This window comes from uncultured Campylobacter sp. (assembly GCF_938017705.1).
GTDB lineage: Bacteria > Campylobacterota > Campylobacteria > Campylobacterales > Campylobacteraceae > Campylobacter_B.
Map to the genome: position 1 here is coordinate 1 of NZ_CALIIS010000213.1, position 13,496 is coordinate 13,496.

A 13,496-nucleotide genomic window follows, 5' to 3' on the forward strand; every position below is an offset into this window, starting at 1 on the left:
TTGCAAGTAGCCGCGGTTTTTGCTTTACGCTCGCACCAACCGTCCAAAGCACCACCGCGTATTAGCGCGATGTTTATCTTGGCTACGCTTTAATGCGCGAGGTTTTGTGTCGCCGTAAAATACAAATTTATGAGCTTTCGGGATTGCAGATTAATTTTGCGTGCTTGCAGATAGTTTTTTAAATTTTGTCAAAATATGAAATTATATTCGCGCAACGCCCATAAATTTCTCAGCGCTAAACGGCTAATCCTGCTCGCAGCGCTGCTATTTGAAATTCATAGTAACCCGTAAGCCGCTTTTTAGAGTTTCGTCAAAATATGAAATTTAGCTCATGAATCATGAATTCTGCCTCTGAAATGTAGAATTTTGCCTGCAACCGCAAATTACGTACGCAATAATGCGGCGTCAAATTTTGTTTCGGTATAGCAGCGCTGAATTTCTTGGGCGAAAAGCGTATCGATTGATCTTGCTGCATCGTGACGAGGGTGTGCGTTTAATGCTTAAGCGGATTGAATTTGCTCGCGCGCCCATGAAATTTAGCCGATCAAATTTTATGCGCATCAGACAGCCTTTGAATTCTGCTCGCTCGAGTAACAAATCCATTAAGCTGAGTTTTAAATTCCGTCTATCTGCCTCAAATGGAAATTTTATCTGCAAAATAGGCGAAGTGCAAATTTAATTTGAATGCCACTCGCCTGCCTGCGAAATTTCGTCACGTTATAAGCTTGTTAAAGCACTCCAAGCCGCATTGTACGCTACGGTTTGCCTCATTATAGCTCGCTAAAATGCTCAAAGCGGGCTTTTAGAGATTTTGCATTTTTGTTTAAAAGCTCTGCTTGCGCGGCGAGCCTATCTGCGTATGTTTGAAGCGACGTCGCATACTTAGCATGCGCCTCAAAGTCCGATTTTAGCGCGTAAATTTCATCTTTTACCGATTTGATATTTTGCGCGAGCACCTCGTCTTTTATGAAGGTGCGGATCGTGCCTAAAAGCGCCAGCAGCGTCGTGGGCGATGCCACAAAAATGCCGATTTGCGCGCAGTATTCAAGCACCTGCGGCAGCTTCTCGCAGACATATACAAAAACTGCTTCGCTGGGTACAAATAGCACCGCAAACTCCGTGCTAAGAGGCGGTATGATGTATTTTTCCGCGATATCTGCGGCATGCTTTTTCATATCGGCGGCGAGTTGCTTATCCGCGCTAGCAAGCGCTGCAGTGTCGTTTGAAGCGGAGGCAGCGATGATATTTTCATAGCTTTGAAGTGGGAATTTTGAGTCGATGCAAAGAATTTTTTCTTTTGCGATATGTAGCGCGCAGTCCGCAATCCTGCCGTTTGGTAGGTGCTTTTGCAGCTCGTAAAATGCAGCGTTTTGCCCGTAAATCATCGATAAAATTCTCTCTAATCGATACTCACCGAAGTTGCCGCGCAGCTTGACGTTGCCTAAAATCGCGTTTAGCCTTGCAATTTCGTCACGCACTTGAAGCGAAGTTTTATTTTGCTCGCTCATTCGCGCTAGATTTTCCGCTATGTCCTTAAAGCCGCGATCTAGCGAGCTTAAATTCTCGCTAAGCGCGCTGTTTTGGCGCTGCAAACCCTCGCCTAGGGATCTATTAAGATAATAGAGCTTATCGTTAAAGCCGTCGTTTAGGCTTTGATTTAGCTTAAAAAGCTCGGCACTTGCTCTTGCACTTTGAGTCGTGAGCCTTTCGCTTAAAAGCTCGCTAAGCGCAGAGTTTGCATCGCTTATGCGGCGGTTTTGCAGCACGAGCGCGATCAGCAAGGCAAGTACTAGTGCAGCAAAAAATGCAAACGCCGCGAGCAAAATCCCATCAGCGCCCATTTTCTTGCACGCTTTGCGGATCTAAAATTTCATTTTTATAGCGTAGATATTCGATGCCGTTGTTAAGCGCGCGATTTTCCTCAAGCAAAACCTCGTGCTTGGTGCGAAGCGCGGCGATGTCGCGGCTGATGTAATAAATTTCGTTGCGGATATAAATCGCCGGCACCGTCAGCAAGAACGCAAATCCGATCAGCAGATAAACGACTAAAAGCTGATAAAGCGTGAGATTTTTCTCCTTTTTTTTCTCGGCATCGTAGTTGCGTAGCAGCTCGTCTTGTGCGCCAGCAAAACTGCCATAGCTGCGCCCTGCGGCAAGGCTTGCATAATCATGCGCGCCCAGATCTGCGTAATTTTGATTTTGCGTGCCTGTAAAGTTCGCACTCACAAACGCCGCATAATCCACCTTGCCGGTAAAATTGGCACCTACAAAATCGCCGTAGCTCGCTCCAGTTGCGGATTTCTCACTACCGCGAGTGACTGAAAGATTTACGTCGTCGCGTCCTTTTAATTTTACTTTGTTGCTTTTATTAAATTTTGTTCCGCCGCTTTCGGAATTTAGATAGTTTTGGGTATTTGTAAAGCCTGAACTTTCGAATTCCAAGCCGGTAAAATCGTCGTAACCGCCCGCTGCGCCCGCGTAGTTTCGTTTTACAGAAAGATCTGCGGCAAGCTTATCCTCTAGCTCCTCGTCCGTCAGATCCTCCATAGCTCGTCTTTTCGCAAGCTCTATGCCCGCTAGATCAGATGTTCCTGCGAAGTCGTGCCCGTCATCATCGTCGGTAAAATATTCATATTTATTCATCTAAAATCTCCATAAATTTAAAAATACGATCTTATCTTTACTCGCCGCCAAAGCGCCTGCGTCAAGATAAATTCAGCTCGAAGCCCGCAGCTCGCGTGTACCCAGCAATGAGCCGTTAAGATGAAATTTAAAAGTCAAAGCTACGAGCAAAATTCTTCTTTGCAATTTTACCTCGGTAAATGGAATTTTATCTTAACTCGCCAAATTCTATCTCGGTCTGCAAAAGTAAAATTTTAATTTAGCGGGCTATTTTTGTTAATTTTGCTCGCTCTTTGCACCGGCGGCAGGCTCGTGGAATTTAGGTAAAGATCAATTCCGCCGTAACGAGCAGAATTATGCTGATTTTACCCATTTTATACGCTGCCGGCTTGCAAAATTTATATCAGCAGCAGAGTTATCTGCTGAGTCCCGCTGTCTAGTTTAAAATTTTTACGTTGATAGTTTTCGCATTTACGGCGAAATTTCATTTACTTTATCCGCTATCTATCTGCAAAATTCTATATTGGCAAGCGGAATTTAACGGCTTTGTCTATTTTCGCCGCCTTTGCACCGCCTGCTCGGGAAATTCATTTTGACAGGTAAAAATCAAGTTCACTTTACTCGGCTTATCTTATAAAATTTTGTCAAATCGTCTGAAAAACCGCTTAAAATTTTACTGCGTCTTCGATGCGTCTTAAAACGCTAAGTGAAGGATATCACTTGCAAGATAGGCTCTATCGTCTAAAAGGTCAATGAAACTACTGCTCGCTTACAAAATTTCGTTAAAGCAAAGAACGAGATTTGGCATTATGCCGCTTGCTTTAGGCGCCAAATTTTAACTTTTGCTCGGTTTTATATCTATGTTGCCACTTAGTTTTTAAAATATGCAGCAGTCAATAAATCCCATAAAATTATACATTAAATTTAGCGTAAAATTAAACGTTAAATTTTTCGCTAAATTTTTATGATTTAACCATTGCGCGTTTGAAATAACACTGAAAAATATCATAAATTCTAAAGCGAATCTTTGAAAGCTGAATTTTAAAATTCCATAAAATTTTAAAATTTAATGCCTGCAAATCTATAAATTTTACAAAATTTCGTCAAAATTTAAAATTTATAGCAAGCAAAGGCGGTTATTTTAGCCGGAAAATTCTAAGCTTCGCGCTCGCTGCTCGCGAGTTTTGCGCGAGTTCCTGCGCATCTGCCGTTATAGGGCTTTTGGTTAAGATTTTGCCTAACGAATGCCCGCCGCCGCATTTGCAGCGCATAAACTCGCTAGGGCAGACGCAATCGCGCTCCCACGCCTTAAATCGCTCCTTTACTATGCGGTCTTCAAGCGAATGAAACGAGATTATAGCGACAGTTGCATTAGTTAGAATTGAATCACGCGATTTTTGTTCGATGAGATCAAGTAGACTTTTTAGCTCGCCAAGCTCGTCGTTTACCTCGATGCGGATCGCCTGAAATGCTAGCGTAGCCGTGCTGATGCTGCGCCCTTTAACGGGCTTTGTTCCGATTAAATTTGCCAAAGCTTTAGCGCTTGTTAGTGGTGCGTTAGCCCGCGCAGTAGCTATTTTGGAGGCGATTGCGTTAGCATTTGTTAGCTCGCCGTATTCGCGAAAAATGCGCGCGAGTTCAGCTTGCGAGTAGTGGTTTACGACATACGCCGCATCTAGAGCTGCGCTCTCATCCATTCGCATATCCAGCGCGTCGCTTTTAGTGGAAAAGCCGCGGCAGTTTTTATCTAGCTGAAGCGACGAAACGCCGATGTCGGCTAATATTCCGCGAACTGCGCGGAGCTTTTGCTCGGGCAGAATTTCTAAAATTTCGCTAAATTTTGCTTTGTGGATTTCTATGCGATCTTTAAATTTACCAAGCCGCTCGCGCGAAAATTCTATCGCTTCGGCATCTCTGTCGCAAGCGATAAGCTTAAGGCGCGGATTAGCGGTCAAAATGCCCTCGCTATGCCCTCCGTAGCCTAACGTACAGTCGATAACATAGCCGTCCTCAATCTGCGAAAATGCGGTGATCGTTTGCGAAAAAAGTACCGGAATATGTGGAGCTTGCACTTAAATTTATCCTTTTGAAATTTCTAATCCTATATAATAGCGAAATTTTTTACAAAGGCGAGAGATGGACGAGTATTATTATGAAATTTTGCGCAAAATTTCGCTTTCGATGTTTAGAGATAGGCTTTTTGGGATCTTTCACGGCTCGATTTCAGCAAAAATTAAAGAAAATCAATTTTTGATCAACAAAAAAGACGCGATTTTTGATAGCCTGGATAGGGATGATTTTATAACGCTGTTTTCAAAAAAAGACTACCGCTGGCAGGATGCTAGCATCGATAGCGATATACATATAAATATCTACAAAAATATAAAAGAGGCAAAATTCGTAACCTACGCGACACCGCCATATCTTGTCGCATATACGCTGGAGCATGATTTTATTTTGCCACGAGATTACTTTGGGGTGAGCAAATTTAAGCGCATTGAAATTTACGATCCTAAGAACTACGACGATTGGCACGAGCGCGCGCCGTATGAAATTTGTAACTATATGATAAATGAAAATAGCGATATAATGGTGATTCGCGGCTATGGGGTTTTTGCCCATGCAAGGAGCGCGCAGCAAATGGCGAAAAAAATAGCGATTTTAGAAATGAGTTCAAAGCTACTTTTGCTAAGCTAAGATTAATGTATACAAAATCATTTACTAACGCGTTATAATTCGCCAAAAATGCCTATTTTTCAGCCTTACATAAGGTTTTATCTGTATAATTACTAACAAAAAATTTCTTTAGTTAGCTATTTAAGGATTTAGATGATAGAATGGATGCAAAAGCATAAGAAGTCGCTTATACCGACGATCTGGATAAGCACGATAGCCTTCGTGGGCGCAGGCTTCGTCGGCTGGGGCGCATATGATATGAACGCTAACCGCGCAGGCTCAATCGCTAGAGTAGGGCAGATTTCCATAACAAATCAAGAACTAAACACAAAATACTCCGAACTATACAACAGGCTGAGTGCTATGAGCGATGGGCAATTTACTCAAGAACAAGCCAAAAATATGCATCTAGATCAGATCGCAGTAGATCAGCTAATCGGTGAGGCGTATTTTCTAAATTTTGCTAAAGACTTAGGCGTTCAGGCTAGTGATAAAGATGTAGCGGAATTTGTGCTAAACTCGCCGAATTTCCAAGAAAATGGCGCATTTAGTAAGGAACTTTACGATAATGTCGTAAGGAATTCAGGACTTACTAAAAAGGAATTTGAGCGCAATCTACAAAAGGTCCTAACTTTAGAAAAGCTCGGCAAAGCGCTAAAAATAACGCCTAGCCCTAAGATCGTAGAAGCATTTGCGGCATCGCAGCTGATGCAGGATAAGGTTTCTGCAGAGATAATCTACGCCGATGCTAACGTCACTTTTAACGACGACGAGCTAAAGAAATTTTGGGAAGGCGAGAAATCGCACTTTATGACCGAGAAAAAATATACTCTAGGAGCATATTTTGTGGCACCTAGCAATGCCGATGTGAATGAGACCGAACTAAGTAAATTTTATGAAGAGCACAGAGGCGAGTATAGAAGCCTGGATGATAAATTATTGGATTTCGCAGAAGCCAAACCTAATGTCTTAAAAGATTACCGCATGGATCAGGTTAAAAAAGACGCTACAAAGGATTATCTGGAGATCAAAAAAGGCAAGCTCGATACTAATGAAACTATAGTTGCTACGGCTAGCAATTTTCCAATATCTGAGATTGAGGTGGCAAAGCCAGGAGATGTCATCAAGCCTTTCGAGTACAAAGGCGGATATTTGATTGCTAAACTAAACGGTGTAGAGCAGCCTAGGCAGATGAGCTTTGAAGAGGCTAAGTCTTTGGCTTCTAAAGAATTTGAAGCGAAGAAACGTAAAGAGCTACTTGAAAAAAGAGCTCAAGATGCGCTCAAAAATTTCAAAGGCGAAGATTTCGGCACCTTATCTCTAAATAGTAAAAACAATACCAAGCTAAGCGATGACGAATTTTATAAATTTCTTATCGATATGTTTAATAAGCCTGCCAAAGAAGGGATAGTGGTATTTGACAACAAAGCCGTAGTGTATAAAATTTCACAGCAGAGCTTAGGTAGCAGCGAAGAGATAGATAAAGAAAGAGCGATCGTCGCCGATAGGATAACTGCGTTATTAAATTCCAATCTGCAAGACGATCTAACCAAAATACTAGAAAAGCGCTATAAAACCGAAAGATATTTTAAAGGTAAAGACAGTGAGTGAGTATATTTTAGGTCTAGATATAGGCTCAACTAAAATTCGCGCGATAATCGCTAAAAATGATGGCATTTTTACGGTCTTAGGCGTTGGCGGAGCCGATACTTTAGGTATCAAAAAGGGTGTTATAACAAACATAGAGCAAGCCGCGGGATCAATAAAACAGGCGGTGAAAGCAGCAGTAAAAGGAGCTGGCAGAAGCTACGATAAAGCCATTATATCTATCTCGGGCTCATACGCCAAAAGCGTTAAATCTCGCGGTGTAATAACCATGGAAAATGAGATCGGGTTGGATGAAATAAAGCGTGCCATGCAGGTTGCCGAAGCTCAGGCTAACGTGCCTAGCGATAGCGTGATTTTACATGTGCTTCCGTATGATTTTAGGGTTGATGAGCAGGAACACATCGAAGACCCTCTCGGTATGAGCGGAACTCGCTTAGAGGTATCCACGCATATCGTTATCGCCCCTGAAAGCTCGATTAAAAATTTGAAAAAATCCGTAGAGATGGCGGGCGTAAAGGTCGATAACATCGTCCTTTCGGGCTACGCATCATCCATATCCACGCTCAGTAAAGACGAAAAAGAACTCGGCGTCGTGCTGATCGATATGGGCGGCACTACGTGCGATATAGTCATCCACCTAGGGAATTCCTTGCGTTATAACGATGTTGTGATGTTCGGCTCTAATAACGTTACTAACGATCTATCGCGCGCTCTGCACACGCCGCTTCCATATGCGGAAAACATAAAGATCACCTACAACGATCTAATTAATCAAGGCAATAGCGAAGTCGAGCTGCCTGCTTTAGGAGATAGCGAGTCAGAAAACCACATCATAAGCCTTGAGATCATCTCTCAGGTCATCCTCGCTCGCGTTAAAGAGACCTTCGATATGATAGCCGATAAGATCGAAAGAAGCGGTTATAAAGACCGCATAGGCGCAGGTATCGTAATCACGGGCGGTATGGCGAAGCTAGACGATGTGCGCGATTTAGCGGCGATAGTTTTTGATAACACTTCCGTTAGGGTCGCAAGAGCAAAGAGTGTGGGCGGCTTGCACGAGATCGCCGATGATATTTCAAATTCTTGCGCACTAGGACTTTGCATGTATGGTTTCGGCGAATTCACCCCTTACGAGATGGACTCTAACGGCAAACTCCGCTACAAAGACGAAGTTATAAACAAGGCTCCGAAACGAAATGTGAACGAATATTATGAAAAAGAGGTCAGTAAGGCGATAGAAAAAGAGGGCATCAGAGCGGATAGCGGTGCGGCTAAGAAGGAGGATCTAAATATCCAACTTCCCAAAAAAGACGGACAGAATTTTTTCAGTAAAATTTGGTCGTCTATGAAAAATTGGTTTTAAATTTTAAGCTAAGGAGATACTCGTGAAAGGATACAGCATGGAAGAAAGAAAGGGCATCTACGGTGCCAAGATGAAGGTTATCGGCGTCGGCGGCGGCGGATGCAATATGATCAATCATATGATTCGCGAGGGTTTTACCAAAACCGACGTTGAGCTTATGGTGGCTAACACCGACGCGCAGGCGTTAGAAAAATCGATCGCAAATACTAGAATTTTACTAGGCGAAAACACCACCAAGGGCCTTGGCTGCGGTATGGATCCAGCGCTTGCTAAAATGGCTGCAGAGGAGAACTACGACGATCTTAAGGATCGCTTGGACTACTCCGACATCGTTTTCGTGGGCTCCGGTCTAGGCGGCGGTACTGGTACGGGCGCTGCACCTATCGTTGCAAAAGCTGCGAAAGAGAAAAAAGCGCTAACCATCGGCGTCGTTACTACCCCTTTCGGTTTTGAGGGTAAAAAACGTATGCGATTAGCACAAGAGGGTCTTGAAGAGCTTAAAAAAGAGTGCGATTCCATAATCGTTATCCCAAATCAAAATTTATTGAAGATCATCGATAAAAAAACCGGCCTAAAAGATGCCTTTAAGATCGTAGATAATGTCCTATTCCAAGCCGTAAACGGTATGATCTCCGTGATCTTAGAGTCCGGCGATAGCGATATCAACGTCGATTATGCCGACGTTAAAAAGGTAATGACTCACCGCGGTTTGGCGCTTATGGGTATCGGCGTTAGCGAAGGTGATGGCGCAGCAGAAGAAGCTCTAAAAAGCGCGATTCAATCTCCGCTTTTGGATAATACCTCTATCCACGGCGCTATGGGCGTGCTAGTGCATTTTAAGATGTCGCCTGATTGCTCCTTGCTTGAGATCGAATCTGCTATGAATATCATCGAAGATACCGTGGATAAGGATGCCGATGTTACTTGGGGTACCACCACCGATCCTAAGATGGAAAATAACCGCGTCGAAGTTACTCTCATCGCCACCGGCTTTGAAAGGAGCATCGAGGAAAAAAAGCAGGTCGCCAGCGATAACGTAGCGGATCGCAGGAAGGCGCTTTTAGAGAGCATGGGTCGAAATTCTATCTTTTCTAGACAGAAGGTAAGTAGCGGCGATTTTAACGGGGACGAAACCTACGACGAGCTCGACGAGCCCGCATTCCTACGCAACCAGATGGACTAAATGCGCAGACGAGATAGGCAGCTAAGCGAAGATGAGGCGTTAAAAATCATCGACGAGAGCGAATACGCTACGCTTAGCTGCATAGACGAGAGCGGCGAAATTTTTAGCGTGCCTATCTCGCCGGTGCGCGATGCAGACGCTATTTATATCCATGGCGCACCTGCCGGCACAAAGGCGAAACTCTTTCAAAACGGACGCGCGGTAACGGCGGTTTTTGTTAGCTATAACCGCGTTCCTACCCCAAGCGATGAAGAATACCGATCTATCGCAAATAATGCAGAAGCGCTAGGATCGAAAGTTTATACGACGGAGTACCGCAGCGCAATCGCCGTTTGCGAAGCAAGCGAAGTAGAAGATGACGAGCGTAAAATTTACGCCCTGCGGATACTATGCGAAAAATACACCCCAAACTACATGTCGCGCGTGGAGTTCGCCTCCAGAGCATTATTAAAGCGCACGAAAATTTACGAACTCAAAATGAAATCCGTAACCGCAAAGGCTAAAATTTTATAGCATTAAATTTCAGAAGTTTAAATTTTAAATTGTTTGATTTTTTAAAATTTCAAGTTTGAATGCTAGAGAGATTTTAATCTGGAATTTCGTATCGCCAAATTACGAAGCTCCTTGTCGGCACGAGCATCGGTACCACCGCGGCGATCGTCCCGCTTACTATCGGCTCGGCGCCCTTTATCGCGCGGCTCATCGAAAGCGCGCTGCTGGAGGTAGATAGCGGCGTGATCGAGGCGGCGAAGAGCTTCGGCGCGAGCAAGACGCAGATAATCTTTCGAGTAATGTTCGTCGAGGCGCTACCTAGCATCATCGGCGCAATTACGCTCACGCTCATTGTCATCATCGGATTTACGGCGATGGCTGGCACTGTCGGCGGTGGTGGGCTCGGCGACGTGGCGATCCGCTACGGCTTTCAGCGCTTTCGCCCCGATATAATGGCATACACCGTCGTGATCCTGATCGTACTCGTGCAGATCATACAAAGCATAGGAAATTTACTTTATAAAATTACGAAAAAGTAAGAGCGCTGGCGGTTGCGGCGGAATTTTTTGCTTACGGAATTCCGATTGCTCTGCTTTCACCGTAAATTTTAAATTGAAAAAATTTCGTATCGCAAAATTTTAAAGCGGAGTAGAAAGCGTAGAATTTTAAAGCGGCATAGAAGGGATAGAATTTTAAAAAAGCGTAGAATTTTGGAATTGCATTGGCACCGCTTTCGGTAAAATTTTATGCGGGCGGATACGGCGCGTTTAATTAAAATAACTATCTGCATAAGAGCGAAGCCGTGGAATTTATCTAGTGCGTAGCGTCTAAATTTAAAAAGGGGCGAGAAATCTCCCGCCCCTGAAATTAAGTATAGGATCTGAAATTTTATAGATGTGCAAGCTAGGGCTTACGCATCTATTAAAATTTAAAACATAATCTCAAACCCTGCATTGATAGCACCACCTCTTGTTTTACCTACGTAGCCCTTGCCGCCTAGGCTAAGGATAAGGTTTTTGCTCTCATACTTATAGCCCGCTTCAAATACTCCGGTTGAGCCTTTTAGGCTAGGCTTAGGAGCGTCAAGTCCCATAGTAGATGCTTTAGCATCCCCGCTAAACTCATACTCATAAGCGCCTCCTACATATAGGTTATGCTCGTCTTTAAGATTTATAGTATCTCTAAGACCAGCTCTTAGCCTATTAGATGTAACGCTATCAAAGTGATATCTCTCGCCAGAGCTTATAGTAGCATCTGCATCGTCTGTGTAAGCATATAGCCATTTAGTATAAACGTCTAGCTTGTTACTTTGGCTTAGATCAAAGATCTGACCTATTCCTATATGAGTAGCCATATAGGTTGAGCTGATATCAAACTTCTCATTATGAGCTAATACTCCAGGAGCTATAGCATAGGTCCAGTCGTTACTATTGTAGTCGCTGCTTATCTTACCTACGTGAAAGCTTGCATCAAGGTAGGTGCCGCTAGTAAAGTTTTGCTTTAGCATCAAGCCTCCGCCTATATATTCGCTTATACCGTCTGCATGTAGGCCATTATCTAAGTAGCTATCGTAGTTTGCTCTTCCATATTCTACGAATACTCCGCTTAGTATCTCTCCTGCGAAATTCTCAGTTAAGCTGGCAAGGCCTGCTGCTACTCCATAGCCTTTGGAATTTACGTGCGAGCCCGTCTCGTACCTTAGATCATAAGCTTCGCTTATAGCAAAAGGAAATAGCTCTAAATGCCCATCCGGTATTAGCTTATCTAGGTAGTTGGTAATTAACTCGCTTCCGCTCTTTAAGCTGGCTAAGCTTGCGGCTCTGGTTTCGGCGAAGGATTTGGTATCGTCTTTTACCCTTCTTTTACCGCTAAATCTAAGATCTAAAGCTCTTCCGTTTGCATCTACCATACCGTAGGTCTCATACTCTATGGTAGCTCCTTGTTGAACTCTGGTTTGTAGATGCGAAGGATCAGGAAGTAGTAATCGTCCGCTTCCTTGCTTATCTATCAGATGGATCGTGCTGGTATCTCCTACATCGGTATTGCCACTAATGTAAGCGGTGATCTTGCCTCTCATATTGCTTAGATCGGTATTGGCTGTAGGATCGGTAAGCTTAATCATCGAATCGCCGTCTTTAACGGTAGGTGGCATAAAGATATTGATATCGTCAAACCCTCCGATATTCTTAGCGGTGATCGAATTAGGAGCTGCCGGATTGGTAGTATCTTTACCTACATTTAGAGTGCTTCCAGCTCCGCCGGTAATATCTCCGATATTATTGCCGCCGGTTAAATTTACGGTAGAGTTGTTGCCGCCGTTGATATTTAATCCGTTGAAATTCGTAGGACTGTTTGGATCTTCATTAACTACGTTTATTACAGGGTTTGGGATCGGATTGTATCTATTAATCTCATCGTTTCCGAACTCGCCGCCGGTGATATTTCTAGACGTAAGCTTGCTCCCTTGAATCAAGATAGATTGATCGTCGCTGCTCTTAATTAAGCCTTTTAGCATTATATCGTAGGTGGTAGAGTTTTTAAGCGTAAACTCACTGGTCGTTTGCTTAGCCTTTTCGGTGAAGCCTGTAAAGGTATTGCCCCCATTGCGGATAAGGTGATACTCTTTACCCTCTTCGATATTAAGTGAGCCGTAGGTATCTTTATCTACGTCATACTCTTCGCCGTTTAGTTTAAATTTAGCGTTATTAATGTCTGTATCGGCATTAGTAGTTAAATTTAAAGCAGCGGTTGCAGCGCTTCCGTTAGTAGCTGCGGTAACTCCGTCGAAGTTAAGAGCATTGAAATTCTTAATATCGCCTGCGGTTTTTTGAGTGTGAGCGTTATTCACATTAAGAGTGTTGCCGCTATTATTGCCTCTTGCGTTAGACGCATCGTCTGAGCCGCTAATAGCATTTACTACGCTTCCTGCATTGAAATTTACTACGTTGTCGTAAACCCTACCGCTACCTTTAGAAGCACCGGCAAAAATCTCTTTAGTATCAGCACCATTAATGTTTACGGTGTTATTAAATACGTCATCCGTGCTGCCGCTTAGTGTCGCACCGCCGTAAACGGATTTAGTGCTTAGATCGCCTGCAGTAGATACGATATTTACGGTGTTGCCTTTATTATCAAATAGAGGCGTTCCGCCTTGAGCTGCATTATCTGCTTTGTTCTTAGTTAGCTCGTTGCTATCAAAGTCGTTGTCGTTCCAAGCATCGGTAATGGTGCCTTCTCTATAGATAAGCTCTTTATTGTTATTTTGCTTTCTAAATGTCTCGCCGTCATATTGATAGTGAGCGTTGTCTATAATGTTATAGACTTGCTCTTTTTGAGTGGTTTTATCTTGGAAATTTATAGCAGCATTGCCTTTAATTAGGGTATAGTCTTTATCTTTTTGAGCATTATTTATCTTAACGTCGGTACCGATTAGATTTGTAGGGGTATTGCCAGTTAGTTTAAGAGCCGGATCGCCGTTGTAACTATTAGGCATATTGAAATTTAACTTGCCAACGCCCACGATATTTTTAGCTTCGATAGTGCCCGGTACTA

9 protein-coding genes and 1 pseudogene are annotated in these 13,496 nt (G+C 43.5%); 6 read left to right on the forward strand and 4 right to left on the reverse strand.

What is annotated here, in order from left to right:
• Window positions 1-770 precede the first annotated feature (770 nt).
• The 3 genes from Q0605_RS09785 to rsmH form a co-directional block, all read right to left on the reverse strand.
• The gene (locus Q0605_RS09785; protein ID WP_298706596.1) at window positions 771-1,841 is read right to left on the reverse strand and encodes a DNA recombination protein RmuC; all 1,071 of its coding nucleotides are present in this window, start codon (window positions 1,839-1,841) and stop codon (window positions 771-773) included.
• Window positions 1,831-2,643 carry a hypothetical protein gene (locus tag Q0605_RS09790; protein WP_298706598.1) on the reverse strand — a complete coding sequence of 271 codons (813 nt, stop codon included), beginning with the start codon at window positions 2,641-2,643 and terminating at the stop codon, window positions 1,831-1,833. The genes Q0605_RS09785 and Q0605_RS09790 overlap by 11 nt, the downstream gene beginning before the upstream one ends.
• 1,115 nt (window positions 2,644-3,758) lie before the next feature.
• Entirely contained in the window at window positions 3,759-4,694 is a 936-nt protein-coding gene (gene rsmH / locus Q0605_RS09795; RefSeq protein WP_298706600.1) for a 16S rRNA (cytosine(1402)-N(4))-methyltransferase RsmH, read from the reverse strand.
• Between the two features lie 64 nt (window positions 4,695-4,758).
• Here rsmH and Q0605_RS09800 point away from each other — a divergent pair, with 64 nt between their 5' ends.
• The 6 genes and pseudogenes from Q0605_RS09800 to Q0605_RS09825 form a co-directional block, all read left to right on the forward strand.
• Complete coding sequence (locus Q0605_RS09800; protein WP_295152874.1) at window positions 4,759-5,319, forward strand: class II aldolase and adducin N-terminal domain-containing protein; 561 nt, start codon at window positions 4,759-4,761, stop codon at window positions 5,317-5,319.
• Window positions 5,320-5,451: 132 nt separating this feature from the next.
• On the forward strand, window positions 5,452-6,909 hold the full coding sequence (locus Q0605_RS09805; RefSeq protein ID WP_298706602.1) for a peptidylprolyl isomerase: 1,458 nt from the start codon (window positions 5,452-5,454) through the stop codon (window positions 6,907-6,909).
• Complete coding sequence (gene ftsA, locus Q0605_RS09810) at window positions 6,902-8,269, forward strand: cell division protein FtsA (RefSeq protein WP_298706604.1); 1,368 nt, start codon at window positions 6,902-6,904, stop codon at window positions 8,267-8,269. The genes Q0605_RS09805 and ftsA overlap by 8 nt, the downstream gene beginning before the upstream one ends.
• Before the next feature lie 22 nt (window positions 8,270-8,291).
• Complete coding sequence (gene ftsZ, locus Q0605_RS09815; RefSeq protein WP_040303139.1) at window positions 8,292-9,452, forward strand: cell division protein FtsZ; 1,161 nt, start codon at window positions 8,292-8,294, stop codon at window positions 9,450-9,452.
• Complete coding sequence (locus tag Q0605_RS09820) at window positions 9,453-9,965, forward strand: pyridoxamine 5'-phosphate oxidase family protein (RefSeq protein WP_298706606.1); 513 nt, start codon at window positions 9,453-9,455, stop codon at window positions 9,963-9,965.
• 101 nt (window positions 9,966-10,066) lie between these two features.
• Window positions 10,067-10,483: pseudogene (locus tag Q0605_RS09825) on the forward strand (ABC transporter permease subunit); the annotation flags it as partial.
• 389 nt (window positions 10,484-10,872) lie between these two features.
• On the opposite strand, the gene Q0605_RS09830 reads toward Q0605_RS09825, so the two are convergent.
• Window positions 10,873-13,496 (reverse strand): autotransporter outer membrane beta-barrel domain-containing protein (locus Q0605_RS09830; protein WP_298706608.1); only part of this gene is annotated, 2,624 nt, incomplete at its 5' end.

Bases quoted from the DNA above. Each gene is read 5' to 3' on its own strand.
- Q0605_RS09800 (WP_295152874.1), top strand. From the start codon at position 4,759: ATGGACGAGTATTATTATGAAATTTTGCGCAAAATTTCGCTTTCGATG.
- Q0605_RS09820 (WP_298706606.1), top strand. From the start codon at position 9,453: ATGCGCAGACGAGATAGGCAGCTAAGCGAAGATGAGGCGTTAAAAATC.
- Q0605_RS09785 (WP_298706596.1), bottom strand. From the start codon at position 1,841: ATGGGCGCTGATGGGATTTTGCTCGCGGCGTTTGCATTTTTTGCTGCA.
- Q0605_RS09805 (WP_298706602.1), top strand. From the start codon at position 5,452: ATGATAGAATGGATGCAAAAGCATAAGAAGTCGCTTATACCGACGATC.
- Q0605_RS09790 (WP_298706598.1), bottom strand. From the start codon at position 2,643: ATGAATAAATATGAATATTTTACCGACGATGATGACGGGCACGACTTC.